Origin of the sequence: Mameliella sp. CS4, assembly GCF_019392335.1 — a bacterium.
GTDB lineage: Bacteria > Pseudomonadota > Alphaproteobacteria > Rhodobacterales > Rhodobacteraceae > Antarctobacter.
Map to the genome: position 1 here is coordinate 42,447 of NZ_JAHXRQ010000012.1, position 23,786 is coordinate 66,232.

The window sequence follows — 23,786 nt, forward strand, 5'->3', positions numbered from 1 at the left end:
TATGACTCGGATCACGATTCGAGAGTATGATTTGGATCAACTGCGCCCGCGCGTCTCGAACCGGGGCAGCATGGCCGAGAAGTCGCGCCCCTTGCCGTCCTCTTCCTCGACAAAGCGGCGGTACAGTTCCATCGCGGCCTGGCCCAGCGGCGTGTCGGCATCGGCCTCGGTGGCGGCCTGCTGGCTCAGGCGCAGGTCCTTGAGCATCAGATCGGCGGCGAAACCGGGCTGATAGTCGTTGTCCGAGGGCGATGTCGGGCCGACGCCGGGGGCGGGGCAATAGGTGGTCATCGACCAGCTTTGCCCCGAGGAGGTCGAGACCACGTCATACATCGCCTCGCGCGACAGGCCCAGCTTGTCGGCCAACGCGAAAGCCTCGCAGGTGGCGATCATGGTCACGCCCAGGATCATGTTGTTGCAGATCTTGGCCGCCTGGCCATTGCCCGAGGCGCCGCAATGCACCGCTTTCTGGCCCATGATCTCGAACAGGGGCAGGGCACGGGCAAAGGCCGCGTCGGACCCGCCGACCATGAAGGTCAGCGTCCCACCCGCCGCGCCGCCGACACCGCCGGACACCGGCGCGTCCAGCGACTCGACACCATGTTCGGCGGCCATTTCCGCAGCCGCACGGGCCGAGGCCACGTCGACGGTGGAGCAATCCAGGTGGATGGCGCCCTTGTCCATGACCGGCAGGGTCTCTGTCGCGACGGCCTTTAGGATCGAGCCGTTGGGCAGCATGGTGATGACCACGTCTGCACCCTCTGCAGCCTCCTGGGCCGTGGCGACGGAGGTGACGCCCTCGGCGCTCGTGCCCGCCACGTCGAAGCCCTTGACCGCATGGCCTGCCTTGGCAAGGTTGGCGGCCATCGGCGCGCCCATGTTGCCCAGTCCGATGAATCCGATCTGCATGGTCCTCTCCCTGAAATCCAGCTTGTCCTTGCCGAGCGGCATCAGCATCTTCGATACGTCCACGAGGGGCACGCTGTCGAGCGCGTGGCGCCAGTTCGGCGTTTTGTCCTTGTCGATGATGGCCGCCCGGATGCCTTCGAGGAAGTCCCCCTGTGCCATGATCCGGTGGCTGACGCGGTATTCCATCTCCAGCGCCTTGCGGATGTCGAGGCTGGGCGTGCGCAGCCGGTGGATCATTTCCAGCGTGACCGCCATCGAGAGCGGCGAGTTGCGGGACAGGCGTTTGAGTGCGTCGCGGGCCATGTCGCTGTCGCTGGCCTTGAGGGTGTTGAACACGTCGCGCAGGGCCTCGCCGCCGAACAGCGCGTCGATCTCGGGCTGGGCCGCGGCCAGCGGGCTGTCCGGTGCCTTTGGGGCGTCGCCCAGGGCGGCCACGTCGCCGCTGTCGATCAGCGCCTGTTTCAGGGCGGGCCAGACCGCTTCGGGGTGGAAGCGGTCGGCAAAGCCCGCGTGAATGGCATCGCCCGGACCCATGCGGGCGGCGGTGAGACCGAGGTATTCGCCCAGGCGGCCCGGGGCGCGCGCCAGCGTATAGGTGCCGCCGACGTCCGGGACAAAGCCGATGCCGCATTCGGGCATGGAGATCTGCGTCGACTCTCCCACGATCCGGTGCGAGCAATGACCGCCGATGCCGACGCCGCCGCCCATGACGAAGCCATGCAGGAAGCTGACGATGGGTTTCGGATATTCCGCCAGCTTGGCATTCATCCGGTATTCATCGCGCCAGAAGCTGCGGCCATAGTCGAGATCGCCCGCCTTGCCGGTCCGGTACATCTCGGCGATGTCGCCACCGGCGCAGAAGGCGCGGTCGCCTGTCGCATCCATGATGATCAGCTTGACGGTGTCATCGGTGGCCCAGGCGTCCAGCGCCTGTTCCGTTGCCAGGCACATGTCCCAGGTCAGGGCGTTCAATGCCTTGGGGCGGGTCAGGGTGATGCGGCCGGCCTGGCCTTCGGTGCGGATCTGGATGTCTGACATGTCGGTCCTGGCTGTGAGGGCGGGAGCGAGGGGGCTGTCTGCCCCCTCGCGCTCCCCCGAGAGGTATTTTCGGCCCAAAGAAACAGGGCGGCGGCGCCTAGCTGGCCAGCATCTGGCGCGAGACGATCAGGCGCATGATCTCGTTGGTGCCTTCGAGGATCTGGTGCACGCGCAGGTCGCGGACGATCTTTTCCACACCGTAGTCGGCCAGGTAGCCGTAGCCGCCAAACATCTGCAGACAGCCGTTGGCGACCTCGAAGGCGCTGTCGGTGACCATGAGCTTGGCCATCGCGCAGAATTTCGTGGCGTCCGGGGCGCCGGTATCGAGCTTCCATGCCGCCTGGCGCAGGAAGGTGCGGGAGGCCTGGAGCTTCGTCTCGTACTCGGCCAGGCGAAACTGCAGGGCCTGGAACTGGTCGATGGTCTTGCCGAAGGCGCGGCGCTCGGACATGTACTGCAGCGTCAGGTCGAGCGCGGTCTGTGCGCCGCCAAGGGCGCTGGCCGAGATGTTCAGGCGGCCGCCGTCGAGGCCTGCCATCGCATAGGCAAAGCCGCGGCCTTCTTCGCCGATGAGGTTTTCCGCCGGGACGGGGCAGTCGTCGAACTGGACCTGGGCGGTGGGGGAGGATTTCCAGCCCATCTTGTCCTCGAGCGCGCCGAAGCTGAGGCCGGGGCTGCCGTCCTCGATATAGAGCGTGGAGATGCCTTTCGGCCCGGTGTCGCCGGTGCGGCACATGGTGACATAAGCGTCCGAGTAGCCGCCGCCCGAGATGAAGGCCTTTGTCCCCGACAGCCGGTAGCCTTCGTTGGTCTTTTCCGCGCGGGTGCGCAGCGCGGCGGCGTCGGAACCGCTGCCCGGCTCGGTCAGGCAGTAGCTGAGGACCGTTTCCATCGTCAGGACCTTCGGCAGGACGCGGGCCTTGAACTTTGCGCTGGCGAAGCTGTCGATCATCTTGGCGCACATGTTGTGGATCGACAGGAAGGAGGCGACCGAGGGGCAGGCCATGCTCAGCGCCTCGAAGATCAGCGTGCCGTCAAGGCGGGTGAGACCGGCGCCGCCGGACTCTTCGCTGACGTAGAGTCCGCCAAAGCCCAGTTGCGCGATCTCGGGCCAGAGCTCTTTCGGGATGGTCCCCTCGGCTTCCCACTGGCGGGCGAAGGGCGCGATGCGCTCTTGCCCGAAAGCATGGGCCATGTCGAAGATGGCGGTCTGTTCCTCTGAAAGCGCGAAATCCATTGCGGCCGTCCTCCCCCGGGATGAAATGAACGCATGTTCAAATTGTCGCCCGAAGGGCCGCGCATTGCAACCATACACAGCGCAGGACGGCTTTGCATTTCTGCAAAGTGATTGCGCCAGCCGGGCGCGGTTGTTTGCGGTAACTCAGGTGTTGGCGAGAGTCTTGCGGATCACGTCCTCGACACGGGCAAGGCCGACATCGTTGTCGAACCTGGCCTCGGCGGTGGCCCGTGCGGCCCGGGTCATCTCTGTCCGGTCGGGCGTGTCGAGGATCCGCGCGATGCGGTCGGCAAAGCCGGTTTGGTCCCACTCGTCCACCAAAAGGCCGTTCACGCCGTCCTCGACCGCCTCGGGGATGCCCGCGTGCCGCGTCGACAGGGTGATACAGCCGCAGGCCAGCGCCTCCTGGATGGCGGTGGGCAGGCCCTCGGTGTTGCCGTCCGGGGCGGTGATGGAGTGCTGCAGGAAGACCTCGGTGGTTTGCAGGTGCTGGCGGACCGCATCATGGGGCAGGGCCCCGGTGAATGTCACCTTGCCCCCCACGCCAAGGGTCTGGGCCAGCGCCTTGCACTCTTCCAGCAGGGGGCCATCGCCGATGAAGGTCAGATGCGCGTCGCGGGTGGCGGCGGCGCTGGCAAAGGCGCGCAGGGTCACCTGCGGGGCCTTCTTGGCCACCATGCGGCCCACGGCCAGGAAACTGCCGGGGCGCTTTTCCGCCGGGGTAAAGCGGCGGATGTCCACGCCGGAGGGAACCACATGCGCGTTCCCGTGGCGGATGCCGTGGCGGGCCAGGTTATCGAGCAGGAATTGCGAGACCGAGAACATGCCGGCCAGGCGCGGCATCATCAGCTTGTACGAGCGCACGCGTTGCGCCGAGCGCAGCATCTTGGACGCATCCGTGCCGCGCCAGTAGGTGAAGACGGGAATGCCAAGGTCGTTGCCCAGCTTGGCCATGACCAGCGCCTGGGTGCCGAATTCGGCAAGGATCACCTGCACGCCCTGGTCTTGCAGGAACCCGGCGAGACGGCGACGATTGTCGCCGAAGGGCAGGCGCGAGGTGCCGTGCAGCAGCGCGCCGGTGGCGGCGGCAAAGGGTGCGCGCAGCCTGTCCATCGGGGTCAGTGGCGCGCGGCGGGTGAAAAGCGGTTTGCCCAGCGGGTCTTCGCCGTTGAACCGCCCGCAGACCACGCAGGTGTCGCCTCCGAACAGGTGGGCGATGTGGCGATTGATGAAGGTCTCGCCCATCACGAAGTAGTCGGAGGTGGCGATGGCGGTTTTCATGGGGCTCTCCACGCTGCTGCGGCCTCGTAACGCGGGCAGGGCGCGGTGCCAAGAGGATCGTCCTGTCGCGGCCAACCGTGCGGCGGGACGGGCATTTGGTCAACCGGCTGAGGCATCGAGGGAGATGGGCCGGCTGTCGCGGCGCAAGGGGGTCGGACCCTGCGGGCGGTCGGATCGCAGACCCGTCGGTGTGGTACGCGGGGCGGGACCGAGTTCGAATAGGTGAGCGCGCAAAAAGGCGCTCCCTGGCACATCATGGCGGGCAGCCGGGCCGACATTGCGGTCGTTGAAGGGGAGGGCAACGCACTGTATCCGAAGCTCATGGAGTTTCTTGCGATCTCAGGCAGTGCCCGAACGCTCTCGACCAACACGGCGATGCTGCATGCCGTGTCGGACATTGCGCGCCCGGAGCACAGGATATCCGTGTTCGACCGGATTGGCGATTTGCCGGTCTTCTCTCCCGATCTGGAGACAGACCCGTTGCCCGACCCCGTTCGGATCTTCATCGACCTGATCCGAACAAGCGACGGGCTCATCATTGCCAGCCCCGAATATGTCAGGGCAATCCCGGGCGGCCTGAAGAACGCGATAGACTGGCTGGTTTCGCGCGATGAAATCATCGACAAGCCGATCGCCCTGATGCACGGCGCGCATCGCGGCGACGATATGCTTGCGCAGCTGCGCACTGTCCTGTCCACGGTCAGCACGCGGTTTTCGAATGATCTGTTCCTGCGCTTTGAGCTGATGAAGAAATCCCCTGCCGAGATAGAACAGCAATTTGCGCTGCCCGAGAGGCGGCAGGAAATCGACGATTTTCTGCGTCGGTTCGCAGAGTTCTGCGGACAGTAAGGGCCCGGCTCAGCCGTTAGAGGCCTGTGTGGCGGCTGTCCCCGGCCTGCACCCGGAACCGCGAAGGGCTGGCCCCGCATCCGATCCTTCGGAAAATCCGAAAAGTCCTGTTTGGTTTTCATTATACCCAGTGCGTAATCTATTAACTAACATTTCAGAATTCATGCCAGCTGGCAGATCAGTGAGGATGGGAGGGCCGGGGGCGTCGAACGCTTTGGGCCGGGACAAAGGGAGAGGAAAGATGCACGCAATTGCAGCAGAGGCCGACAACGGCGAGGTGGCGCAGGACGCGCTGCGCCCGGTCACCGAACAGGAAAAGACCTGGGGCTGGTTCGCGATCTTCAACGTCTGGGCAAACGACATCCAGTCGCTGTTCGGCTATTCCCTTGTGGCGTCACTGTTCATCTCGTTTGGGGTCAGCGGCTGGACGGCCTTTGCCTCGCTGATCGTGGCGGGGCTTTTCGTGATGTTCCTGGTGAACCTCTCGGGCGCGGCGGGCGAACGTTACGGGGTGCCGTATCCGGTCTTTGCGCGCGCCAGCATGGGCACCCAGGGGGCCAAACTGCCCGCTGTCCTGCGCGCGACGGTGGCGGTGTTCTGGTACGGGGTGCAGGTCTATTTCGCCTCGACGGCGCTGGCCCTGTTGATCAAGTCGGTCACCGGGATCAGTGGTGGCACCGCCTACCTGGGCCTGACAGAGATCGACTGGCTGTCTTTCGTGCTGGTCTGGGCCTTTCATATCGTGATCTTCTGGCACGGCATGGACTGGGTCGAAGGCTTCCTGAACTTTGCCGGGCCTTTCGTCTATGCCGTGATGATCGGGCTGGTGATCTATCTGTGGGTCGCCGCCGACGGCAAGCTCTTGTCCGAGGCGCAGACGATCTTTGCCAACCCCGAGGGCACCTGGGCGACCGAGTTCAAGGGCGCGGTGGCGATCTTTGGCACGATGGTGGCCTATTTCGCCGCCGTGATGATCAACTTCAGCGATTTCTCACGCTATGCCCGCGACAAGAAGGCGATGGTGCGTGGCAATCTCGCCGGTCTGCCCTTCAACATGATCCTGTTCTCGGCGCTGGCCCTGCTGACGACCGCGGGCGCGGCCGTGGTCTATGGCGAGAAGATCATCAACCCGACCGAGATCGTCGATCGTACCGACAGCGTCGTGCTGGGGATCATTGCGGCCATCACCTTCTTTGCCGCGACGGTGGGCATCAACCTGGTCGCCAACTTCATCCCGGCGGTGAACGGCATCGCCAACCTGTCGCCGTCGAAAATCAGCTTTCGCAAGGCGGGGCTCATCACCTCGGGTTTTGCCCTCGTGATCGGCGGGCTCTGGACCAGCTTCATCAGCCAGTTCGGCATCTCGGGCTTCGTCAACACGCTGGGCGCGACGCTGGCGCCGCTCTACGGGATCATGATCGTGGATTACTACATGCTGCGCAAAGAAGCGCTGAAGCGCGACGACCTCTATAACGAGCGGGGTGGCATCTACCACTATGGTAATGGCTGGAACGAACACGCGCTGGTGGCTTTCTGCGTGGCGGCGGTCTTTTCGGTGGCGACGGTCTGGGTTCCGGGCCTGAACGAACTTGCCGGCTATGCCTGGATCATCGGGGCGGTTCTGGGCGGTGTGATCTACCTGGTCCGCGCCAAGGGCAAGGTCGCTCTCTGATCCTTCGGTCGCGGGTCCTGCTCGGGCCGCGGCCTGCACGGGACGCTCCTCTGCCCGTGCACGGCGCCAGGCTTCGGCCTGGCGCTTTTGCGTTGGCGGGGGGGCTTGATGTCGTGAACTTGCGTCACCCTTGCGGGTTATGCCTAGGTGGGCGGGTCCTGTTCGAAGGAGGCCGCGATGTACGACCTGACGCCACTGGACCCGACGGAGGTCGATCCGCGTCTGGAACGGTTCCTGGAACCCGGAGAGCGGGTCCTCTGGCAGATGCGGCCGGACCCGGCGGCATTCGGCTCTGGCGGGTCGACGCTTGGCGGTCTTCTGACCGGGGGCCTTGGTCTTGCGATCCTGACCGGGCTTTTCGACCGCGCGACCGGTCTGTCGCTGGAAGGGCAGCCGCGCTTCGTGCCTGGGCTGGCGCTTGTCGGGGTCGGGCTGGTGGCCTTTGTCGTCCCCCGGATCAGGCGGCGGCGGGTCAGGGTCTATGCGATCACCGACAGGCGCCTGCTGAGCATCCGGGACAAGGACGTCTACAGGTCGGCCAGGCCAGAGGAGATCCGCACCATCTATAAACGGCGCGGCGCCGTGTGCTGGCGACTGCTGGGGGTCGGGGACGAGGGAAATTCCTCGTCGGTCGAGGCCCGTCATCCCGGGTTTCACGGCGTCGAAGACCCCGATGCGCTGTTGCGTCTGCTGCAGGACTGGCGCGACGGGTTTTCGCGCCGGGCCGAGGCAGCGGCGACGGACTATCTGGCGCGGGAGCAGGGAGAGGGCCCCGCGGAGGCGGATGGCCAGGCCGAAGACGGCAGTGAACGGGTGCGCCATCCCGCCACCGGGTTGACCGTGGATGTCCCCGCAGGCTGGCCCATCACCGTGCGTCAGGATTACGACGGGCCGCTGGTCGTTTTCGGGGTCACGCTGCTGAGACGGATCATCCGACCGGGAGCGGAGCGGACGCTGGGCAGCGGCGGCGACTGGAACCTGATGATGGCGCGGGGCGGACCGGACGCCGGGGTCGGGATGAAGATCCTCGACGGTCCGATCCAGCAAAGCTACGAAGAGGTCCTGAACGATCCCTGGGCGCGGCGGTTCAACCTGAAACTGCTGCAGTCAAACCCGGATGTGCAGGTCGGGCCCTTTCGCGGGTTCTCGGTCGTCCGGCAGATGCCGAAAGGGGCCAACCTGCAGATGTTTGGTCAGGTCGCCGCCCCGGTGGCAGTGCGTCAGATCTGGCTGGCGCGCGGCGACATGCACATACAGTTCATGGGCATCGCGCGGCTGGACCAGCACGAGGTGCAGAGCGCCGTGGATGCGGTGGTGGAAACCCTGCGCGTGACCTGACCCGACCTCACAGGTCGGCGTGAAATTCCTCGATCAGGTGGTGCACGACGGCGCGCATCTGGCCCTCGTGGTCGGCGCCCGCGTCCCGCGCTTTGGCCAGCGCGGCGCGCTGACGGTCGGCCGAGGTGCCCTCGGCGGCGATCTCCCGCGCGCGGGACACCTCGGTCAGGCATTTCAGCGCGGCCGCGTCTTCCTGCAGCAGTTCCATCAGTTCATCGACCAGTTGCGGGAAGGGCACCACCTGCGCCGCGCCGAAGTCGATCAGCCCCTCGGAGACGCCGTAGCGCTGCGCGCGCCAGCGGTTTTCGCCGATCAGGAAGCGATCATACAGGCGCCAGCGCTGGTTGCGCACCCGCAGCCGCCAAAGCATCCGCATCAGACATTGCACCAGCGCCGCCAGCGTCAGCGCATGTTCCATGCGCGGCTGCACGTCCATGATGCGCGCCTCGAGCGTGGGGAAATTGGACGAAGGACGCAGGTCCCACCAGATGCGGCTGCGATCCTCGATCACGCCGGTCTCGATCAGCACCTCGGTCGAGCGGTGATAGTCCTGCCAGCTGTCGAACTGCGGCGGCAGGCCCGTACGGGGCAGGTTGTCGAAGACGGAGATGCGGTAGCTGGCCAGCTTGGTATCCTCGCCCTGCCAGAACGGGGAAGAGGCCGAGAGCGCGAGCAGGTGCGGCAGGAAATAGCTGGTCTGCGCCAGCAGGTCGGCGCGCAGCGGATTGTCCTCCAGCCCCACATGCACGTGCATCCCGCAGATCAGCATTCGCCGCACCACGCCGCCCAGGTCACGGTCCAGCGCGTTGTAACGCTCCTTGTCGGTGTGGTGCTGGTTCTTCCAGTCCGCCAGCGGATGGCAGGAGGCGGCGATGGGCGACAATCCGTAGCTGGCCGCGTGGCGGGACACGGCCTCGCGCAGGCGGCGCAGGTCCTCGCGGGCCTCGGCCACGCCGGGGCAGGGGCGGGTGCCGATCTCGATCTGGCATTGCAGGAACTCGGGGCTGACCTGGCCTTCAAGCTCGGCGGCACAGGCCTCCATCAGCCCGTCCGGGGCTTCGACCAGCGCGCAGGTCTCGCGGTCGACCAGCAGGTATTCTTCTTCGATGCCGATGCTGAACGGTGGCTCGGTCATGGCTCCCCCCGGGTTTTGTCGAAGAAAAGCAGAGCACCGGGTCAAAGGAAAGGGGGCAATGCGCGCGGATCAGCCCGTTGCCAGGTTGGGCCACAAGGCCAGTTCGAGCGCATTGAAATTCGTTTCCGGCTGCCCGGCGAGGGCCAGTGCCTCACCTTCGTCCCGCAGGATCTGGAACCGCAAGGTCGAGACCGGTTCGACCACCTGCTGCAGGATCCGGGCCATGCCGAAGGTCAGGTCGCGCGGGGCGTAGATGATGCTGCTGGCCTCATCGGGAAAGCTGCGCAGGAAGGTCATCGCGCGCTGCACTCCACCGACGATGCCGAGGAAATCCGCATCAACCGCGCCCACGTCCTGGGCATCGGTCAGCATCACGTACGACGGGTCGAACAGCGGGTTCCGGACGTAGCCGGAAAAGGAAGCAAGGGTCTGGGGAACGTCGATCGTGCCGCTCATTCGGAAATGGACAAGGCCGCGGTCCGGATGAATCGAATAGGAAATCGGCATAATGACTGTTCCGGCACATACGGTTTCAGGCTGGTGACCTGTTCCGGGTCCGGCCTCTGATACGAGAGCAGGGCGCCCCCGGGTCTTGAAAGAGTTCATTTCAGCCCAGAGGGTTACTGAACACTATCCTTGCAGTTGAACGTGACATGGCGCCGGGAGACCTGTCAACAACTCGTGCATGCTTTATAATTTTGGTGTTGTTGCCGTGTGCGAGGCGCGCAACAAATAGGCGCGCCTCGCAGGACAGTCAGTTCGGCAATCAGTCCATCGCCTTGAAGTTGAACTCGCCGCCTTCCTTGATGCCCGAGAACCAGCGCGCCGTGACGGTCTTGGTCTTGGTGTAGAAGCGGAAGGCATCGGGGCCGTACTGGTTCAGGTCGCCGAAGGCCGATTTCTTCCAGCCGCCGAAGGTGTGGTAGCTCAGCGGCACCGGGATCGGGAAGTTGATGCCGACCATGCCGACATTCACCCGGTGGGCAAAGTCGCGCGCGGTGTCGCCGTCGGCGGTGTAGATCGCGGTGCCGTTGCCATAGGGGTTGTCGATCACGAGGTTCAGCGCGTCTTCGTAGCTGTCGGCGCGCACCTGGCTGAGCACCGGGCCAAAGATCTCTTCCTTGTAGATGTCCATCTCTGGTGTGACGTTGTCAAAGAGCGACGGGCCGACGAAAAAGCCGTTCTCGTAGCCCTGCATTTCAAAGCCGCGACCGTCGATGACCAGCTTGGCGCCCTGGTTCACGCCGCTGTCGATCAGGCCCTCGATGCGCGACTTGGCCTGCGCGGTGATGACCGGGCCATAGTCGACCTCGTCCTCGGAGGTGTAGGGACCGACCTTGAGCTTTTCGATGCGGGGAACAAGGCGTTCGATCAGCCCGTCGGCGGTTTCCTTGCCGACCGGGACCGCAACCGAGATCGCCATGCAGCGTTCGCCCGCCGCGCCGTAGCCCGCGCCCACCAGCGCGTCGGCGGCCTTGTCGAGATCCGCGTCGGGCATGATGATCATGTGGTTCTTGGCGCCGCCAAAGCACTGGGCGCGCTTGCCGTTGTTGGCGGCACGACCGTAGATGTACTGGGCGATGGGCGTCGAGCCGACAAAGCCCACACCGGCGATGTCCTCGTTGTCGAGGATCGCGTCGACCACTTCCTTGTCGCCGTTCACGACCTGCAGGACACCGTCAGGCAGGCCCGCCTGCTGGATCAGTTCGGCCAGGCGCAGCGCGGTGGAGGGCACGCGCTCGGACGGTTTGAGGATCATGGCGTTGCCGCAGGCCAGCGCCGGGGCCATCTTCCACAGCGGGATCATGGCGGGGAAGTTGAAGGGCGTGATGCCCGCGACCACGCCCAGCGGCTGGCGCATGGAATACAGGTCGATCCCCGGGCCGCCATCGTCGGTGAACTCACCCTTCAGCATGTTGGGCGCGCCCATGCAGACCTCGACCACCTCAAGGCCGCGCTGCACGTCGCCGCGCGCGTCGGGCAGGGTCTTGCCGTGCTCGCGGGACAGCATTTCGGCCAGTTCGTCCATGTGCTCTTCGATGAGGGCCCCGAACTTCATCATCACGCGGGCGCGGCGTTGCGGGTTGGTGGCGCCCCAGGCCTTCTGGGCTTCCTTGGCCTTGGCGACGGCCTCGTTCAGCTCGTCCACGGTGGACAGCGGGGTCTTGGCCTGCACCTCGCCGGTGGCGGGGTTGTAGACGTCCGAAAAGCGGCCCGAACCGCTCTTGACGTGGCAGCCGTTGATCCAGTTGGTGAGTTCGGTCATCGGAATCCTCCTTGTTCCCTTGGCGCGGACTGTATCCTTGCAAAAATGCGCTGAACAGACAGAATGCGGCAAAAGCATTTTGCGTTTTTGCAAGGGTAGGTGAATGGACAACTGGGACGATCTGCGGATCTTCCTCGCCGTGGCGCGGGACGAAAGCCTGTCGGCGGCAGGGCGGCGGCTGCGCATGGACGCGGCAACGGTGGGTCGCCGGGTGGCCCGGCTGGAAGAGTCTCTGGGGGCGCCGCTCTTCGCCAAGTCCCCGCAGGGCTATGCGCTGACGGAGGCAGGTACGCGGCTGGTCCGCTTTGCCGAAGAGGCGGAACAGGCCGCCTCCCAGGCCTCGGAGGCTCTGGTGGGTCGGGCAGAGGGGCTGTCGGGACAGATCCGGATCGGCGCGCCGGACGGCTGCGCGAATTTCCTCTTGCCGCAGGTCTGTGCCCGCATCGCCGCCGCGAACCCGGATCTGGACGTGCAGATCGTGGCGTTGCCCCGGGTGGTGAACCTCAGCCGACGCGAGGCCGACATGGCCATCGCCGTCTCACCCCCCTCTGCCGGTCGGCTGGTCGTGCAGAAAATCACCGATTATCGCCTGCATCTTGCGGCAAGCGACGACTATCTTGCACAAAACGCCGCGGTCACCTGTCCCGAGGACCTGCGGGCCCATCGCATCGTCGGTTATATTCCCGACATGATCTTCGACAAGGAACTGGATTACCTCGGAGAGCTGGGGTTGGACCGTGTGCCGCTGGCGTCGAACTCCGTCGCGGTGCAGTTCCAGTGGCTGCGACTGGGGGCGGGGCTGGGCATCGTGCATGATTTTGCCATGCCCACGGCGCCTGCCATGCGGTTCGTCCTGCGTGACGAGATCTCGCTGACCCGCAGTTTCTACCTGGTCCGCCATGCGGACGACCGCCGCCTGGAACGCCAGACCCGCTTTGCCGAAGCGCTGGTCGCCGGCATGCGCGAGGAACTGGCGCGGCTCGAGGCACTGGCGGATCGCGCCGGCGCGGGGTGAGCCGGGACGGGCAGCCACTGGGGACTTAAGACTTTCAGGCACTTGACAGGCTGCGCCCGCCCGCGTCACGCTGTCGCATAGGGTATCATACAAGGAGGTTCGACGATGCAGGTCCACCAGATCCTGAAGAGCAAGGGCACGGACGGGGTGTTCACCGTCAAGCCGGACACCAAGGTGGCCGATGCCGCGCGGATCCTGGCCGAGAAACGCATCGGTACGGTCGTGGTCTCGAACGACGGCTCCACCGCGATGGGCATCCTGTCGGAACGCGACATCGTGCGTGAACTGGCGGCCCACGGCGGCGCATGCCTTGATGCCAGTGTCGACACCTACATGACCCCCGATCCGATCAGCTGCACGCGCAACGACCGGGCGGACGCGATCCTTGCCAAAATGACCGAAGGCCGCTTTCGCCATATGCCCGTAATCGAGGACGGCAAGATGGTCGGTCTGGTCACGCTGGGCGACGTGGTCAAGGCGCGCCTGACCGAACTGGCCGCCGAAAAGGACGCGCTGGAGGGGATGATCTCGAACCCCTGGTGAGGGATTTCGCCCCAGTCGGCGGTTCCGGGTTGCATTCACGCACGCAATATTGTTGCGTGCGAACCAACGTACCACAAGGGAAACAGCCATGCGCGTTGGTCTTTACCCCGGAACCTTCGACCCAATCACACATGGGCATATCGACATCATCCGGCGCGGCGCCCTGTTGGTCGACCGCCTGGTGATCGGTGTTGCCATCAACCGTGACAAAGGCCCGCTGTTTTCGCTCGAAGAGCGCGTGGCGATGATCGAGTCGGAATGCCGTCTCCTCTCGGAAGAGACGGGAACGGAAATCGTCGCCCATCCTTTCGAAAACCTGCTGATCGACTGCGCCCATGACGTCGGCGCCCAGCTCATCATTCGCGGTCTGCGCGCCGTGGCGGATTTCGAGTATGAATTCCAGATGGTCGGCATGAACCGGGCGCTGGACGACAGCGTCGAGACGGTGTTCCTGATGGCCGAGGCACGGCACCAGGCGATCGCCTCGAAACTGGTCAAGGAAATCGCGCGGCTGGGGGGCGATGTGTCGAAGTTCGTCAGCCCCGAGGTCAAGGCGGCGCTGGACGGCCGTTTCAAGGCGGGTTGATCTGTATCATGGGGCGCGCGATGCGGCTGGTCTAGGCCCGCAAGGGTAACGCGTCACAGGAGTTTTCCATGCGCAGACTGATTTCGGGCACCTCGCTGGCGATGATCTGGATGGCGGGGGCGGCCTTTGCCGGACCGGTCGCGGACTTCGAGAGCGAGTTCAGGGAGATGTACGCCGACTACAGGACGGCGCTCTTCATGACCAATTCCGGCAATAGGGAGAAATCCGGCGCAAGCCTGAAGGCCCTTGGCGCTGGCTGGAGCGCGATCAAACTCGGCTATGCCACCACTCCGCCTCCGCAATACGAAGACGACCCGCAGTGGGGTGAGGTCATCGCCGAGGTCGACGCCCTGCTGGCCGAGGCCGGCGCGGAAGTCTCTGCCGGAGAGCTGGTCGAGGCGCATGACACGCTGGAAGGGGTGCGCGAGGTCTTTTCGGCGCTGCACCTGCGCAACGGGGTGCAGACCTTCTCCGATCGGATGAATGCCTATCATGCAGAGATGGAGCATGTTCTGGCCATCGACCCGGCGACCCTGACCAAAGCGGATCTGCCCGGTCTGACCGGCCAGGCGGCGGTTCTGGCCTATCTTGCCGACGAGGTGGCGGCGCATCCCCCGGCCGAGGCCAGGGAAGATGAAACCTTCGCAAAGCTGCTGAAAGCGTTGCAGGACTCGGTTCAGGCCTTGAACGTGGCAGCGCGGGCGGGAGACATCGAGGCCCTGCGCGCAGCAATGGCCGGATTGAAGAAACCCTATTCGAAGCTGTTCCTGAAATTCGGCTGATCAGGGGCCTTCGCGCAGATCCGCGTCACCTCTGAGCCGCCCGCGTGCTCAATTCGCGGGGAAGGGGCGGCCAAAAAAAGAAAGGCGCCGTCCCGCAATCCGGGGTCGGCGCCTTTTCGCAACGCTTTGATCCGCTCAACCGTAGACGGCCTCATGTGCGATGCGGCGGATCTGCGACGGTGCGATATTCAGGTCGCGGGCGACCGAGGCATCGAGGGCGCTCAGTTCGCGTACGGTGGCGCGGTATTTGGCGCGTTTCTGCATCGAACTGCGGAGTTCTGTGAAAACACTCATGTGTCTGTGTCCTGTGTCTGCGTTTCTGTTATCGCAAACATAGGCATGCTGCGGCGCAGCACAATTGACAGTTCCGGAAAGGCGCCTTGCATTTCCTGCAGGGCTGGGCGCGAGCCTGCCGGCTTCTTCTTGGTGAAAACAGCCCGGGGGGTCTGGGGGGCAGCGCCCCCCAGCCGGTCGGATCGCGTAAGCGATCCGAAACCGGATCACCCAAACCGGAAAGGGCCGCCCAAAGGCGGCCCCGATCCCCGTGAAGGCATCATGTGCTCGTCAGATCAGCTTGCCCATCGCGACGGCGGTGTCGGCCATGCGGTTGGAAAAGCCCCATTCGTTGTCATACCAGGTCAGGATACGGACCATGCTGCCATCCATGACCTTGGTCTGGTCGGTGTGAAAGATCGAAGATTGCGGATCGTGGTTGAAATCCATCGAGACCAGCTTGCGGTCGGTATAGCCCAGAACGCCCTTCAGCGGGCCGTCGGCGGCGGCGCGGATGGCGTCGTTGATTTCCTCGACGCTGGTGTCGCGCGTCGCTTCGAAGGTCAGGTCCACGACCGAGACATTGGGCGTGGGCACCCGGATCGCAACGCCGTCCAGCTTGCCCGCCAGTTCCGGCAGCACCAGGCCCACGGCCTTGGCGGCGCCGGTCGAGGTGGGGATCATCGACATCGCCGCGGCGCGGGCGCGGTAGAGATCCTTGTGCATCGTGTCCAGCGTCGGCTGGTCGCCGGTGTAGCTGTGCACGGTGGTCATGAAGCCGCGCTTGATGCCGATGGTGTCGTTCAGCACCTTGGCCACCGGCGACAGGCAGTTGGTGGTGCAGGAGGCGTTGGAGACCACCTGGTCTTCGGCGGTCAGCGTGTCGTGGTTGACGCCGTAGACGATGGTCTTGTCCGCATCCTTGCCGGGGGCCGAGATCAGCACACGGCTGGCGCCATTGTCCAGATGCGCCTGGCAGGCCTCCTTGGAGGTGAAGATGCCGGTGCATTCCATCACAACGTCCACGTCCGACCAGGGCAGGTCGGCAGGGTTGCGGATGGCAGTCACGCGGATCGGGCCGCGGCCCACGTCGATGCTGTCATCGGTATGCGTGACCTCGACCGGGAAACGGCCGTGCACGCTGTCGAACTGCAGCAGGTGTGCATTGGTTTCGACCGGGCCGAGATCGTTGATCGCGATCACCTCGATATCGGTCCGGCCGGACTCGATGATCGCGCGCAATATGTTGCGGCCGATGCGGCCAAAGCCATTGATGGCGACTTTAACACTCATGGGGCGTGTCCCTTTGTGGCTTGCGGACAGGGCGGGGACGGGGCGTCTGAGGCACCGCCCGGCGTTTCGTTAACGCTAACAATCACCTGCGAGCGAAAAAGTCAACCTCGCTTCCCGCAACGCGGCGAAGGCGGGCCGCCTAACGCCAGAAAGCCAGCCAGTCGAGAAGCACGAAGAGTTTGCGCCCGAGGAACAGCATCGTGTCGCCCCCGTTGAACTGCAGATCGGCGGCGATGGCCGCGATCACGGCCAGGCCAAGGAGGATCGCAAGCCGGTTGGTCATGGCGGGGCGCCTTTGCTGTTGGTCTTTGCCCCGTCATGCCAGAGCGGCGCGGGGCTGTCACGAGGGCGCGGGCGCCGCCTCCATCAGCTCTTCGATGAAATAGGCCAGGAAGGCGCCGCGCCCCGAGACCCCGGCCTTGCGATAGATCGCGCCCAGGTGCGCCTTGACCGTACCCTCGGCATTGCCGCGCATGTGGGCGATTTCCGGGATGGCCAGCCCCTTGAGCGTCAGCAGCGCCACGTCCTGTTCCGAGGGCGTCAAGCCCCAGGTTTCAAAGTGCTGCGCCACGATGTCATGAAAGGCCCCGGCCGCCAGCCCAAGCTGTTGTTCAAGGTGCGCCTCGCGGCGCAGCATCTCCATCAGGATACGGAAGCCGAAGACCACCCCGGCAATCAGTGCCACGGCGGCCAGCGCCTCGACCATGAAATGCCAGTGAGTGAAAGGCGGCCAGCCCAGTTCGACCCCGTCGCGCAGAACGTCGAGCAGGAAGAAAGCCGCGCAGGCGGTCTGCGCGGCGATCAAAAGGCCAAGGCGAAGCGGTTTCTTTCCGGTCATGGGTCCAGTCGTACCGTATCGGGCACGCGCTTGACACCGGTCACCATGGCGCGGGGCAGATTGATGCCCGTGCGGCGGCTTTCCCAGATGACGGCGGCGATATGTGCCACGACAGAGATCTCGGCCCAGGTCACCAGCACCTCGTGCATTTCCTCGACCCATTCGATGCCCCAGAAGGCGTTGGTCGTCATCATGTAGCCGGTGACGGAGATCCCGATCAGCGTGGCGATCAGGTTGAAGATCATCAGGGCGCCCAGCGGCGAATGCCCCAGGTGTGCCGATTTGCGTGCCGCGGCCATGTCGGTCAGCTGGGCGCGGATCCCGGCGGGGCTGGGCACGAAGCTGGCGAAACGCGCCGGGCGCGGCCCGATCAGGCCCCAGGCCAGGCGCAGGGCGATCAGGGCGGCGATGGCATAGCCCACCCATTCATGCAGTGTGCCGTCCGGGTCGGTAAAGACGGCGTTGGCCAGGAAAAGGATTGCCAGGCTCCAGTGAAAGAGGCGCAGGAAGGGATCCCATATGCGGTGTTCGGTCATGAGCGGTCTCCGGGATAGGGCCGGACCCCTCTGCGGGGTCCGGCACGGCTGCGATCAATCGTCGATCTTGGTGCGGACGATGTTCAGCTCCTTGTCCAGGTACAGCTCCAGACGCTGACCGTCCTTGAGCGCGTAGACTTCGATCATGCCGTCTTCGCGGTCGATGCCGCGGACCTCGTAGCCCTGTTCGGTGAGCTTCGTCGTGATCTCTGCCTTGAGGGCCTTGTCCATGCTGCCGTATTCGCTGCTGGAGGCATAAGCGGGCAGGGCGATCAGCGCGGAAAGGGCGGCGGCGATAATGGTGCGGGTCATGGTGTCTCTCCTGTGTTGCGGCCTGCTGTGATGCAGGACGTGACAGCAAGATGTGCCGTCGACAGCCGGAAAGATATTGGCCCAAAGCCGGGGAACGGGCGGGTTGTGACTTTGGTTTAGTACTGATTTCATGGGATTTTTTGCGGAAAGCCCGGGGGCGCCTGCCGTCACGACGCAAAAGGCCCCGCAGAGCGGGGCCAAGCCCCTTACCAGATGTGTTGCAAAGGAAATCCACGCACGGTTCGATACAGTGAAGCGGTGACGCTCCAGCAAACAGGCAGACCACATGCGATACTACCTATTGAACGATGATAAACTTTTCCCCGATCGATGGTTTTTGGGGGCGATAGAGCATGCCGACAACTGGCGCTTTCTGAAGCCAGAGATGCAGGACATGGAACCTGGTCGCTACACGCTGCACTTGCAGCGAGAGGGCACTCCAATGGATTATACCCAAACGCTGCTCTACGGGTTGCCGGTTCTGAGCGAGAAGGCACGGAATTCACTGCGGGGTATTTCCGAAGTGGATGAACCCTTCAAGAACGTGGTCATGGAACCGGTAGACATCAATGGTGGGCCGTGGGCCACCCTCTATTATCTCATGATCGTGGAAACGCGGTTCGATTGTGTGGACGAGGTCCGTTCCGAGTTCAGGAAGTTCGAAGAGAACGATCCGGTCCGCCCTGACAAGGCGGGTGAATATGCGATCTTCACGAATTTTGTCATTGATCCGGACAAGACCGAAGGGCGGCATATCTTTCGAGTGTCAACCTACCAAAGCGCCCTTATCGTCAGCGAAGAGGTCAAGCGGCGGTTCGAAGAGGCGCAGGTTAGCGGCTGTAATTTCATCTCCGTGATGGGAGATCGAGAGGTTGTTGTCTGATCGCCTGGCGTCGGAACGAGACGAGGAAGGCAGCAGCTTCACGGCAACGGTTCCCGCGGCTTTTTCCGAAATTCTACGGACAGGTCGTTCATCGGCACCGCCCCCGCGGATCCTCGCGAGACTGACCGCACCTGACGCCTTCATCTCGAGATTTCGTAGAGCCAGTCCTTTAAGGGAACTGTTGGCCACTTTGTGGCCAACCCAAGGGCTATCTACAACACATCTGGCAAGGGGCTTGGAGCGGGGCCGGTGGTCTGGATCTGGCGAAGGCTCAGCGCGGCGCGCGCATCGCCATGAGAAAGAGACCGGCGATCACGGCAGAGGCCGCGACGTTGTAGTTGGCCATCGACAGGCCAAACAACTCCCAGGGGATCTGGTCGCAGGGCACCATCGGCGCGTTCATGATCGCCTCCAACGCCTCTTCGGGCGACAAGCCCTGCAGCGAGGGGGCGGTGCAACTCTTGAGTCCTTCCCACCACTGCCGCTCGACCCCGCTGTGAAAGATGGCGATCACCGAACTGGACAGCGCCGACAGCGCCGCCAGCGCCAACAGGATGCGGTTCGGCACCGCGAGGGCGATGACCCCGATGGCCAGCGCGCCAAAGTGGCCGTAGCGTTGCCAGTAGCACAACTGGCAGGGCAGCAGGCCCTGAAAGTACTGAAAGTACAGCGCGCCCAGCAGCAGCCCGGCAGAGCCAAGTACGCCAAGAATGGTCAAGACAGCACGGTTCATGGCAACCTCAAGTGTTCGATCTTTGCTTACAGGTGGCTCAGGCGGACGGGGCGCGCAAGCCCAAACAAGGCGATGGCGGGGATGTGATCAAAGCCCAAGCCATGTCTTGATCAGGCTGGCCAATGTCGCCCCGGCCAGGACAAGCGTCGAGATCCAGGCGGTTCCGATCACGGTTCCGATCACGACAAGCACGCCATCCCGTTGCAGCAACCCCATCGCGATGACGACCACGGCAATTCCCGGAACGGTGTTCGTGCCAGGCAATGGCACAAGGATCGAGGCGCTGAAGACCACCAGCGCGATCCCGATGATCCGATCCAGGGGTGGACGGGTCAACGCGCCCAGCCTCGGACGGCTGACCGCCTCGATCCGTCGCAGCCAGGGGCCTGCGCGACGCGCCAGAGAGTGCAGCCCACTGGTCGTGACGGTGCGGTCTCCGAGCTTGCCGGGCAGCCAGGGAACCTGCCGACCGAAAAGGATCTGTGTCGACACGAACATGAGCGGCAGGGCGACGACCTGTGGGATGCCATAAAGAAATGGAATGCAGCAAGGCAGGGCCAGGATCAGCAGAAACAGGCCGAAGGCCCGTTCGTGAAGTTGCCCGAGCACCCAGTTGAGCGACACGCTATCGCCTTGGGCGTCAGCGGCCAAAGCATCAAGCCGGTCCGAGATTGCCGCGTCCGTTTCGTATTGGGCTGTCATCCAGGGCACTCCTTGAGTTGCAGACCGCAAGATTTTCCTTCCGCTAGCAGGTCATGTTCCCCTAGGCCAGCGTCCGACCGTCGCATCCCTGGGGAGCGCTGAAAAAGTGCTTCGAAAGTGCTTCGGAATGGGCAGTAGGGCGCCCAACCCTGCTTGCCCCCATTCTTGGCCATGTGTATATGGGCCTACGGGCCCAAGTGGCGGAATGGTAGACGCAGGGGATTCAAAATCCCCCGCCTTCGGGCGTGCCGGTTCGAGTCCGGCCTTGGGTACCAACGATTTGGCAGGCTTCCGCCCCCTGCCACCCGTATCAGGTCACACAATGGGGTCACAGTGCCCCTACCGTCCTGATACCAGATTTCCCCAATTGATTTCCCCGATGCCGTCAGACGCGGGCTTTCTGCCTCGGAAAAACAAAGTCACCGGGACGTGGGACCTGCGTCTCACGCCCCGCAATGGGAAAGATCAGAGCTTTCCTATCTGGGCAGGGTCCTCAGGCCACACCAACCGGGGTGCCGGTCGGTTCGGCCAGGCTGTGCCTGGCTTCGGGCGGCTGTGCCCAATTCTCCATCCGGTAGGCGCTGTCCCAGAATCGCCATTCGTGCCAGCAGGCGCGACGGAACGCCCGTTCCATGCGTGCCCGTGTGGGGCCGTCCGCGTCGGCGCCCAGCGTGTCGGTCAAGGACAACATGCGCGCGACGCTCTGGTCGAAGGCCTCGCCTGAATAGGTGTCGATCCAGGCCGCGTAGGGATTGCCGGGCTGGCTTTGTCCGGCGATCTCGCGACCGACCTCGCGGTAGATCCAGAAACAGGGCAGAAGTGCCGCAACCGCTTCGGGGAAATCCCCCAGTGCCGCGGTGCGCAGAAGGAAGGACAGGTAGTGGTCGCAAGCCGCAGAGGGCTGGATTCTGGTGAACGCCGTGTCGGACACGCCGAACAGCCCCATGTAATGCGCGTGAAGCGCCCGTTCGACGGAAATCGCCCCGCTCGCCGATCCTGCCAGTTGCGCCAGAACAGTGGCCGTGGGCGCCTTGGCCGCCGCCAGTGACAAGGCCCGGGCGAAACCTTCGAGGTAATGCGCATCCTGCACGATGTAGCCCTGGAACACGTCACGGCGCAGAGTGCCTGCGGCCATCTCGCGGTTGAAGGGCATGGCGTGGATCTGTTGCCAGAGGTCGTCAGTCTGTCGGGCAAGGTCCTCTGTGAACGTCATCTGTCTGTCCCCTTGATGAAATGAAAGTGATGGACCGGGCCGTGCCCGGAGCCGACCGTCAGCCGGTCTGCCGCCGCGATGGCGGCACTGATGTATCTCTTGGCCTGCCCGGCGGCGTCGGATAGCCCCAGCCCCGACCCCAAGGCGGTGGCCAGGGCCGAGGAGAAGGTGCAGCCGGTGCCATGCGTGTTGCGCGTCGCGGTGCGCGAACCGTCGAACCAGGCCTTGGCGTCGGGCGTGAGCAAGAGGTCGGGGCTGCGGTCTCCGGCGAGGTGGCCGCCTTTCAGCAGCACCGCACTTGGTCCAAGCTCCAGCAGCGCCCGGGCCTGCGATATCATCTCTTCCGGGGTGGTGGCTTCGGCGCAGCCGAGAAGGTCTGCCGCCTCTGGCAGGTTCGGAGTGATGACGCTGGCCAGGGGCAACATCGCCCGCAACGCCGCCACCGCAGGTGCCTGCAGCAGGCGGTCGCCGCCCTTGGCGACCATCACGGGGTCCAGCACGACGGGGCAGGCAAGGCCAGAGATGCCCTCTGCCACGCTCTCGATGATGGGGGCATCGCCCAGCATGCCGATCTTGATCGCGTCGATCCTGATATCGTCGCGGATCGCGGCGATCTGGGCCGTCACCATATCCGTGTCGCACAGGCTGACCGCTGTCACGCCCCGGGTGTTCTGGGCGGTCAGCGCGGTCAGGACGCTCATCGCATAGCCGCCATTGGCCGAGATCGCCTTTATGTCGGCCTGGATCCCGGCCCCGCCGGAACAATCGGAACCGGCGATGGAAAGAATGTTGGGGATCATGCGGTCCTCCATGCCTGGATCAGGGTTCGGGTCGCGGCGGTCATGTCCTCTGCGCGCGAGATCGCCGAGACGACGGCCAGTCCCGCGCCGCCGCAGGTCTTGATCGGGACGGCGTCGCGGGCCGTGATGCCGCCGATGGCGAGGCAGGGCAGGGAGCTGCGCCCGGCAATCGCGGCAAAGCCGTCCAGCCCGATGGGCGCGGCGTGATCGGGCTTGGACCCGGTGGCGTAGACCGGCCCGACGCCAAGGTAATCGACACCGGCAGGCACCGCGTCCAGTTGCGCCGCCGTTTCGATCGACAGGCCAAGGATCATGTCTGGGCCGACCCGCTGGCGGATCCGGGCCGCGTCGCCGTCCCCTTGCCCGACGTGCACCCCCGGCGCGCCGATGGCGATGGCCAGGTTCACCCGATCATTCACGATCAGTTTGGCCCCGAAGGGCGACAGCGCCTCCATCAGGGTGCGCGCAAGCGGGGCAAGATCCGCATCCGGCGTGCTCTTGTCGCGCAATTGAATCCATTGAGCGCCCCCTTGCGCGGCGGCACGCGCCTGGACGATGACCGACGCAGGCGCCGAGGCATCGGTAATGAAACAGAGCGGCGGGATCATGGCAGCGTGATCCGGGCACCGCGCGACAGGTCTGCCGCCTCCATCGTGTAGAGCGCGTCAAGGAAGGCCCCCTGGAACGCGCCCGGACCCCGGGCGCCTTCGGCGGCCCGTTCGCCCGCAAGCCCGTAGTAGGCCAGCGCCGCGACGGTTGCCTCGAATGGGTCCTGCCCGACGGTGAAAGCGCCAACGATACCGGTCAGGGAACATCCCAGAGCCGTCACGCGGGGCATCAGGACATGGCCATTGGCGACCTCGGCGCTGCGCTTGCCGTCGGTGACGAAATCCACGGGTCCGGTCACGGCAACCACGCCCCCGGTCCGCTGCGCAAGGTCCCTTGCCGCCTGATGCGCATGGGCGACCGCGTCGGCGGCGTCGGCCCCCTTGCCGCTTGCCTCCGCCCCGGCGAGGGCCATGACCTCCGAGGCATTGCCCCGGATCACGGTCGGGTTGCGCGCCAACAGCTGCGCGCCGATGTCCCGGCGATAGCCTGTCGCCCCCACGGCCACGGGATCGAGAACCCAGGGCGTTCCCTGCGTGTGAGCGGCCGCTGCGCTGTCCAGCATGGCGTCGGCCCATGCGGGCGAGATCGTCCCGATATTGATCGTCAGCGCCTGCGCCAAAGCGGTGAATTCGGCGGCCTCTTCGCGGGCATGCACCATCGCGGGGGAGGCCCCGCCAGCGAGCATGACGTTCGCCATGATGTTCATGGCGACGTAATTGGTGATGTTCTGAACAAGCGGCGCGGCCTGGCGCATCCGATCCAGGTACAGTCCGGGGTGGTCCATCGTGATCTCCTTTCGCCTGACGGCACGAGAGATCACGAGACGACGGCCATTGGCTGGCCTGCCCTGTGCGCCTCCCTCCGCCGGCATTATCCGGTTCAGGTTCGAAGGGTACGTCTCAGCCCGGTTTCCCGAGCGCCCCTGTCGCTAACGGGGCGAACG

General features: G+C 64.7%; 26 protein-coding genes, 1 tRNA gene and 1 riboswitch. Of the genes, 9 read left to right on the forward strand and 18 right to left on the reverse strand.

Annotated features, from left to right (window positions below):
• Positions 1-36: 36 nt before the first annotated feature.
• The 3 genes from mmsB to KZZ07_RS15175 all read right to left on the reverse strand — a co-directional run bounded on the left by mmsB (position 37) and on the right by KZZ07_RS15175 (position 4,465).
• Positions 37-1,947: a 3-hydroxyisobutyrate dehydrogenase gene (mmsB, locus tag KZZ07_RS15165; RefSeq protein ID WP_219515386.1), complete on the reverse strand. Its 1,911-nt coding sequence runs from the start codon at positions 1,945-1,947 to the stop codon at positions 37-39.
• A gap of 97 nt (positions 1,948-2,044) precedes the next feature.
• Positions 2,045-3,184: an acyl-CoA dehydrogenase family protein gene (locus KZZ07_RS15170; protein ID WP_219515387.1), complete on the reverse strand. Its 1,140-nt coding sequence runs from the start codon at positions 3,182-3,184 to the stop codon at positions 2,045-2,047.
• 144 nt (positions 3,185-3,328) lie between these two features.
• Positions 3,329-4,465 carry a glycosyltransferase gene (locus tag KZZ07_RS15175; protein ID WP_219515388.1) on the reverse strand — a complete coding sequence of 379 codons (1,137 nt, stop codon included), beginning with the start codon at positions 4,463-4,465 and terminating at the stop codon, positions 3,329-3,331.
• 222 nt (positions 4,466-4,687) lie between these two features.
• Between KZZ07_RS15175 and KZZ07_RS15180 the strand changes: the two genes are divergently transcribed.
• The 3 genes from KZZ07_RS15180 (at position 4,688) to KZZ07_RS15190 (ending at position 8,324) form a co-directional block, all read left to right on the forward strand.
• Positions 4,688-5,314 (forward strand): NADPH-dependent FMN reductase, encoded by a 627-nt coding sequence (locus tag KZZ07_RS15180; RefSeq protein WP_370631183.1) that lies wholly within the window; start codon positions 4,688-4,690, stop codon positions 5,312-5,314.
• Between the two features lie 241 nt (positions 5,315-5,555).
• Positions 5,556-6,986: an NCS1 family nucleobase:cation symporter-1 gene (locus KZZ07_RS15185; protein WP_219515390.1), complete on the forward strand. Its 1,431-nt coding sequence runs from the start codon at positions 5,556-5,558 to the stop codon at positions 6,984-6,986.
• Positions 6,987-7,163: 177 nt separating this feature from the next.
• Entirely contained in the window at positions 7,164-8,324 is a 1,161-nt protein-coding gene (locus KZZ07_RS15190; RefSeq protein ID WP_219515392.1) for a hypothetical protein, read from the forward strand.
• A 7-nt stretch (positions 8,325-8,331) separates the two neighbouring features.
• Here the strand turns inward: KZZ07_RS15190 and KZZ07_RS15195 are convergent, their stop codons facing one another.
• From KZZ07_RS15195 to KZZ07_RS15205, 3 genes are all read right to left on the reverse strand, one after another.
• Positions 8,332-9,459 (reverse strand): carboxylate-amine ligase, encoded by a 1,128-nt coding sequence (locus tag KZZ07_RS15195; RefSeq protein WP_219515395.1) that lies wholly within the window; start codon positions 9,457-9,459, stop codon positions 8,332-8,334.
• 69 nt (positions 9,460-9,528) lie between these two features.
• Complete coding sequence (locus KZZ07_RS15200) at positions 9,529-9,966, reverse strand: hypothetical protein (protein WP_219515397.1); 438 nt, start codon at positions 9,964-9,966, stop codon at positions 9,529-9,531.
• Positions 9,967-10,225: 259 nt separating this feature from the next.
• Positions 10,226-11,725, reverse strand: a complete 1,500-nt coding sequence (locus tag KZZ07_RS15205; protein WP_219515399.1) for a CoA-acylating methylmalonate-semialdehyde dehydrogenase — start codon at positions 11,723-11,725, stop codon at positions 10,226-10,228.
• Positions 11,726-11,828: 103 nt separating this feature from the next.
• Here KZZ07_RS15205 and KZZ07_RS15210 point away from each other — a divergent pair, with 103 nt between their 5' ends.
• The 4 genes from KZZ07_RS15210 to KZZ07_RS15225 all read left to right on the forward strand — a co-directional run bounded on the left by KZZ07_RS15210 (position 11,829) and on the right by KZZ07_RS15225 (position 14,651).
• Positions 11,829-12,740: a LysR family transcriptional regulator gene (locus KZZ07_RS15210; protein WP_219515402.1), complete on the forward strand. Its 912-nt coding sequence runs from the start codon at positions 11,829-11,831 to the stop codon at positions 12,738-12,740.
• 105 nt (positions 12,741-12,845) lie between these two features.
• Positions 12,846-13,283 (forward strand): CBS domain-containing protein, encoded by a 438-nt coding sequence (locus tag KZZ07_RS15215; protein WP_219515404.1) that lies wholly within the window; start codon positions 12,846-12,848, stop codon positions 13,281-13,283.
• An 88-nt stretch (positions 13,284-13,371) separates the two neighbouring features.
• Complete coding sequence (gene coaD / locus KZZ07_RS15220) at positions 13,372-13,869, forward strand: pantetheine-phosphate adenylyltransferase (RefSeq protein ID WP_219515406.1); 498 nt, start codon at positions 13,372-13,374, stop codon at positions 13,867-13,869.
• 68 nt (positions 13,870-13,937) lie between these two features.
• Positions 13,938-14,651, forward strand: a complete 714-nt coding sequence (locus KZZ07_RS15225) for a hypothetical protein (protein ID WP_219515408.1) — start codon at positions 13,938-13,940, stop codon at positions 14,649-14,651.
• A 135-nt stretch (positions 14,652-14,786) separates the two neighbouring features.
• On the opposite strand, the gene KZZ07_RS15230 is transcribed toward KZZ07_RS15225, so the two are convergent.
• The 6 genes from KZZ07_RS15230 to KZZ07_RS15255 all read right to left on the reverse strand — a co-directional run bounded on the left by KZZ07_RS15230 (position 14,787) and on the right by KZZ07_RS15255 (position 17,903).
• On the reverse strand, positions 14,787-14,945 hold the full coding sequence (locus KZZ07_RS15230; RefSeq protein ID WP_219515411.1) for a DUF1127 domain-containing protein: 159 nt from the start codon (positions 14,943-14,945) through the stop codon (positions 14,787-14,789).
• Between the two features lie 270 nt (positions 14,946-15,215).
• Positions 15,216-16,217 (reverse strand): type I glyceraldehyde-3-phosphate dehydrogenase, encoded by a 1,002-nt coding sequence (gene gap / locus KZZ07_RS15235; protein ID WP_219515413.1) that lies wholly within the window; start codon positions 16,215-16,217, stop codon positions 15,216-15,218.
• A gap of 139 nt (positions 16,218-16,356) precedes the next feature.
• On the reverse strand, positions 16,357-16,500 hold the full coding sequence (locus KZZ07_RS15240; protein WP_219515416.1) for a hypothetical protein: 144 nt from the start codon (positions 16,498-16,500) through the stop codon (positions 16,357-16,359).
• Positions 16,501-16,557: 57 nt separating this feature from the next.
• A complete protein-coding gene (locus KZZ07_RS15245; RefSeq protein WP_219515420.1) occupies positions 16,558-17,055 on the reverse strand; it encodes a helix-turn-helix transcriptional regulator in 498 nt (165 codons plus the stop codon).
• On the reverse strand, positions 17,052-17,591 hold the full coding sequence (locus KZZ07_RS15250; protein WP_219515423.1) for a cytochrome b/b6 domain-containing protein: 540 nt from the start codon (positions 17,589-17,591) through the stop codon (positions 17,052-17,054). The genes KZZ07_RS15245 and KZZ07_RS15250 overlap by 4 nt, the downstream gene beginning before the upstream one ends.
• Before the next feature lie 54 nt (positions 17,592-17,645).
• Positions 17,646-17,903 (reverse strand): PepSY domain-containing protein, encoded by a 258-nt coding sequence (locus tag KZZ07_RS15255; RefSeq protein WP_219515425.1) that lies wholly within the window; start codon positions 17,901-17,903, stop codon positions 17,646-17,648.
• 286 nt (positions 17,904-18,189) lie between these two features.
• Here KZZ07_RS15255 and KZZ07_RS15260 point away from each other — a divergent pair, with 286 nt between their 5' ends.
• A complete protein-coding gene (locus KZZ07_RS15260) occupies positions 18,190-18,786 on the forward strand; it encodes an imm11 family protein (RefSeq protein ID WP_219515426.1) in 597 nt (198 codons plus the stop codon).
• Positions 18,787-19,057: 271 nt separating this feature from the next.
• Here the strand turns inward: KZZ07_RS15260 and KZZ07_RS15265 are convergent, their stop codons facing one another.
• Positions 19,058-19,519, reverse strand: coding sequence for a disulfide bond formation protein B (locus KZZ07_RS15265; protein WP_219515429.1), 462 nt, complete (start codon positions 19,517-19,519; stop codon positions 19,058-19,060).
• Positions 19,520-19,606: 87 nt separating this feature from the next.
• Positions 19,607-20,221: an exopolysaccharide biosynthesis protein gene (locus KZZ07_RS15270; protein WP_219515430.1), complete on the reverse strand. Its 615-nt coding sequence runs from the start codon at positions 20,219-20,221 to the stop codon at positions 19,607-19,609.
• Positions 20,222-20,412: 191 nt separating this feature from the next.
• On the opposite strand from KZZ07_RS15270, the gene KZZ07_RS15275 reads away from it, so the two are divergent.
• Positions 20,413-20,496 (forward strand) — tRNA-Leu (locus KZZ07_RS15275).
• 218 nt (positions 20,497-20,714) lie between these two features.
• On the opposite strand, the gene tenA is transcribed toward KZZ07_RS15275, so the two are convergent.
• Genes tenA through thiM form a run of 4 tightly spaced genes read right to left on the reverse strand, consistent with a single transcriptional unit; the run spans position 20,715 to position 23,627 of the window.
• The gene (gene tenA, locus KZZ07_RS15280) at positions 20,715-21,434 is read right to left on the reverse strand and encodes a thiaminase II (RefSeq protein WP_219515432.1); all 720 of its coding nucleotides are present in this window, start codon (positions 21,432-21,434) and stop codon (positions 20,715-20,717) included.
• Entirely contained in the window at positions 21,431-22,234 is an 804-nt protein-coding gene (gene thiD, locus KZZ07_RS15285; RefSeq protein WP_219515436.1) for a bifunctional hydroxymethylpyrimidine kinase/phosphomethylpyrimidine kinase, read from the reverse strand. The genes tenA and thiD overlap by 4 nt, the downstream gene beginning before the upstream one ends.
• On the reverse strand, positions 22,231-22,842 hold the full coding sequence (gene thiE / locus KZZ07_RS15290; protein WP_219515438.1) for a thiamine phosphate synthase: 612 nt from the start codon (positions 22,840-22,842) through the stop codon (positions 22,231-22,233). The genes thiD and thiE overlap by 4 nt, the downstream gene beginning before the upstream one ends.
• Positions 22,839-23,627: a hydroxyethylthiazole kinase gene (gene thiM, locus KZZ07_RS15295; protein WP_219515442.1), complete on the reverse strand. Its 789-nt coding sequence runs from the start codon at positions 23,625-23,627 to the stop codon at positions 22,839-22,841. The genes thiE and thiM overlap by 4 nt, the downstream gene beginning before the upstream one ends.
• Positions 23,628-23,682: 55 nt before the next feature.
• Positions 23,683-23,777: riboswitch (TPP riboswitch) on the reverse strand.
• Between the last annotated feature and the right edge of the window lie 9 nt (positions 23,778-23,786).

What these genes read in the sequence shown, in the direction of transcription:
- mmsB (WP_219515386.1), bottom strand. Translation starts at nt 1,947, where the DNA reads ATGTCAGACATCCAGATCCGCACCGAAGGCCAGGCCGGCCGCATCACC.
- KZZ07_RS15170 (WP_219515387.1), bottom strand. Translation starts at nt 3,184, where the DNA reads ATGGATTTCGCGCTTTCAGAGGAACAGACCGCCATCTTCGACATGGCC.
- KZZ07_RS15175 (WP_219515388.1), bottom strand. Translation starts at nt 4,465, where the DNA reads ATGAAAACCGCCATCGCCACCTCCGACTACTTCGTGATGGGCGAGACC.
- KZZ07_RS15185 (WP_219515390.1), top strand. Translation starts at nt 5,556, where the DNA reads ATGCACGCAATTGCAGCAGAGGCCGACAACGGCGAGGTGGCGCAGGAC.
- KZZ07_RS15190 (WP_219515392.1), top strand. Translation starts at nt 7,164, where the DNA reads ATGTACGACCTGACGCCACTGGACCCGACGGAGGTCGATCCGCGTCTG.
- KZZ07_RS15195 (WP_219515395.1), bottom strand. Translation starts at nt 9,459, where the DNA reads ATGACCGAGCCACCGTTCAGCATCGGCATCGAAGAAGAATACCTGCTG.
- KZZ07_RS15200 (WP_219515397.1), bottom strand. Translation starts at nt 9,966, where the DNA reads ATGCCGATTTCCTATTCGATTCATCCGGACCGCGGCCTTGTCCATTTC.
- KZZ07_RS15205 (WP_219515399.1), bottom strand. Translation starts at nt 11,725, where the DNA reads ATGACCGAACTCACCAACTGGATCAACGGCTGCCACGTCAAGAGCGGT.
- KZZ07_RS15210 (WP_219515402.1), top strand. Translation starts at nt 11,829, where the DNA reads ATGGACAACTGGGACGATCTGCGGATCTTCCTCGCCGTGGCGCGGGAC.
- KZZ07_RS15215 (WP_219515404.1), top strand. Translation starts at nt 12,846, where the DNA reads ATGCAGGTCCACCAGATCCTGAAGAGCAAGGGCACGGACGGGGTGTTC.
- coaD (WP_219515406.1), top strand. Translation starts at nt 13,372, where the DNA reads ATGCGCGTTGGTCTTTACCCCGGAACCTTCGACCCAATCACACATGGG.
- KZZ07_RS15225 (WP_219515408.1), top strand. Translation starts at nt 13,938, where the DNA reads ATGCGCAGACTGATTTCGGGCACCTCGCTGGCGATGATCTGGATGGCG.
- KZZ07_RS15230 (WP_219515411.1), bottom strand. Translation starts at nt 14,945, where the DNA reads ATGAGTGTTTTCACAGAACTCCGCAGTTCGATGCAGAAACGCGCCAAA.
- gap (WP_219515413.1), bottom strand. Translation starts at nt 16,217, where the DNA reads ATGAGTGTTAAAGTCGCCATCAATGGCTTTGGCCGCATCGGCCGCAAC.
- KZZ07_RS15240 (WP_219515416.1), bottom strand. Translation starts at nt 16,500, where the DNA reads ATGACCAACCGGCTTGCGATCCTCCTTGGCCTGGCCGTGATCGCGGCC.
- KZZ07_RS15245 (WP_219515420.1), bottom strand. Translation starts at nt 17,055, where the DNA reads ATGACCGGAAAGAAACCGCTTCGCCTTGGCCTTTTGATCGCCGCGCAG.
- KZZ07_RS15250 (WP_219515423.1), bottom strand. Translation starts at nt 17,591, where the DNA reads ATGACCGAACACCGCATATGGGATCCCTTCCTGCGCCTCTTTCACTGG.
- KZZ07_RS15255 (WP_219515425.1), bottom strand. Translation starts at nt 17,903, where the DNA reads ATGACCCGCACCATTATCGCCGCCGCCCTTTCCGCGCTGATCGCCCTG.
- KZZ07_RS15260 (WP_219515426.1), top strand. Translation starts at nt 18,190, where the DNA reads ATGCGATACTACCTATTGAACGATGATAAACTTTTCCCCGATCGATGG.
- KZZ07_RS15265 (WP_219515429.1), bottom strand. Translation starts at nt 19,519, where the DNA reads ATGAACCGTGCTGTCTTGACCATTCTTGGCGTACTTGGCTCTGCCGGG.
- KZZ07_RS15270 (WP_219515430.1), bottom strand. Translation starts at nt 20,221, where the DNA reads ATGACAGCCCAATACGAAACGGACGCGGCAATCTCGGACCGGCTTGAT.
- tenA (WP_219515432.1), bottom strand. Translation starts at nt 21,434, where the DNA reads ATGACGTTCACAGAGGACCTTGCCCGACAGACTGACGACCTCTGGCAA.
- thiD (WP_219515436.1), bottom strand. Translation starts at nt 22,234, where the DNA reads ATGATCCCCAACATTCTTTCCATCGCCGGTTCCGATTGTTCCGGCGGG.
- thiE (WP_219515438.1), bottom strand. Translation starts at nt 22,842, where the DNA reads ATGATCCCGCCGCTCTGTTTCATTACCGATGCCTCGGCGCCTGCGTCG.
- thiM (WP_219515442.1), bottom strand. Translation starts at nt 23,627, where the DNA reads ATGGACCACCCCGGACTGTACCTGGATCGGATGCGCCAGGCCGCGCCG.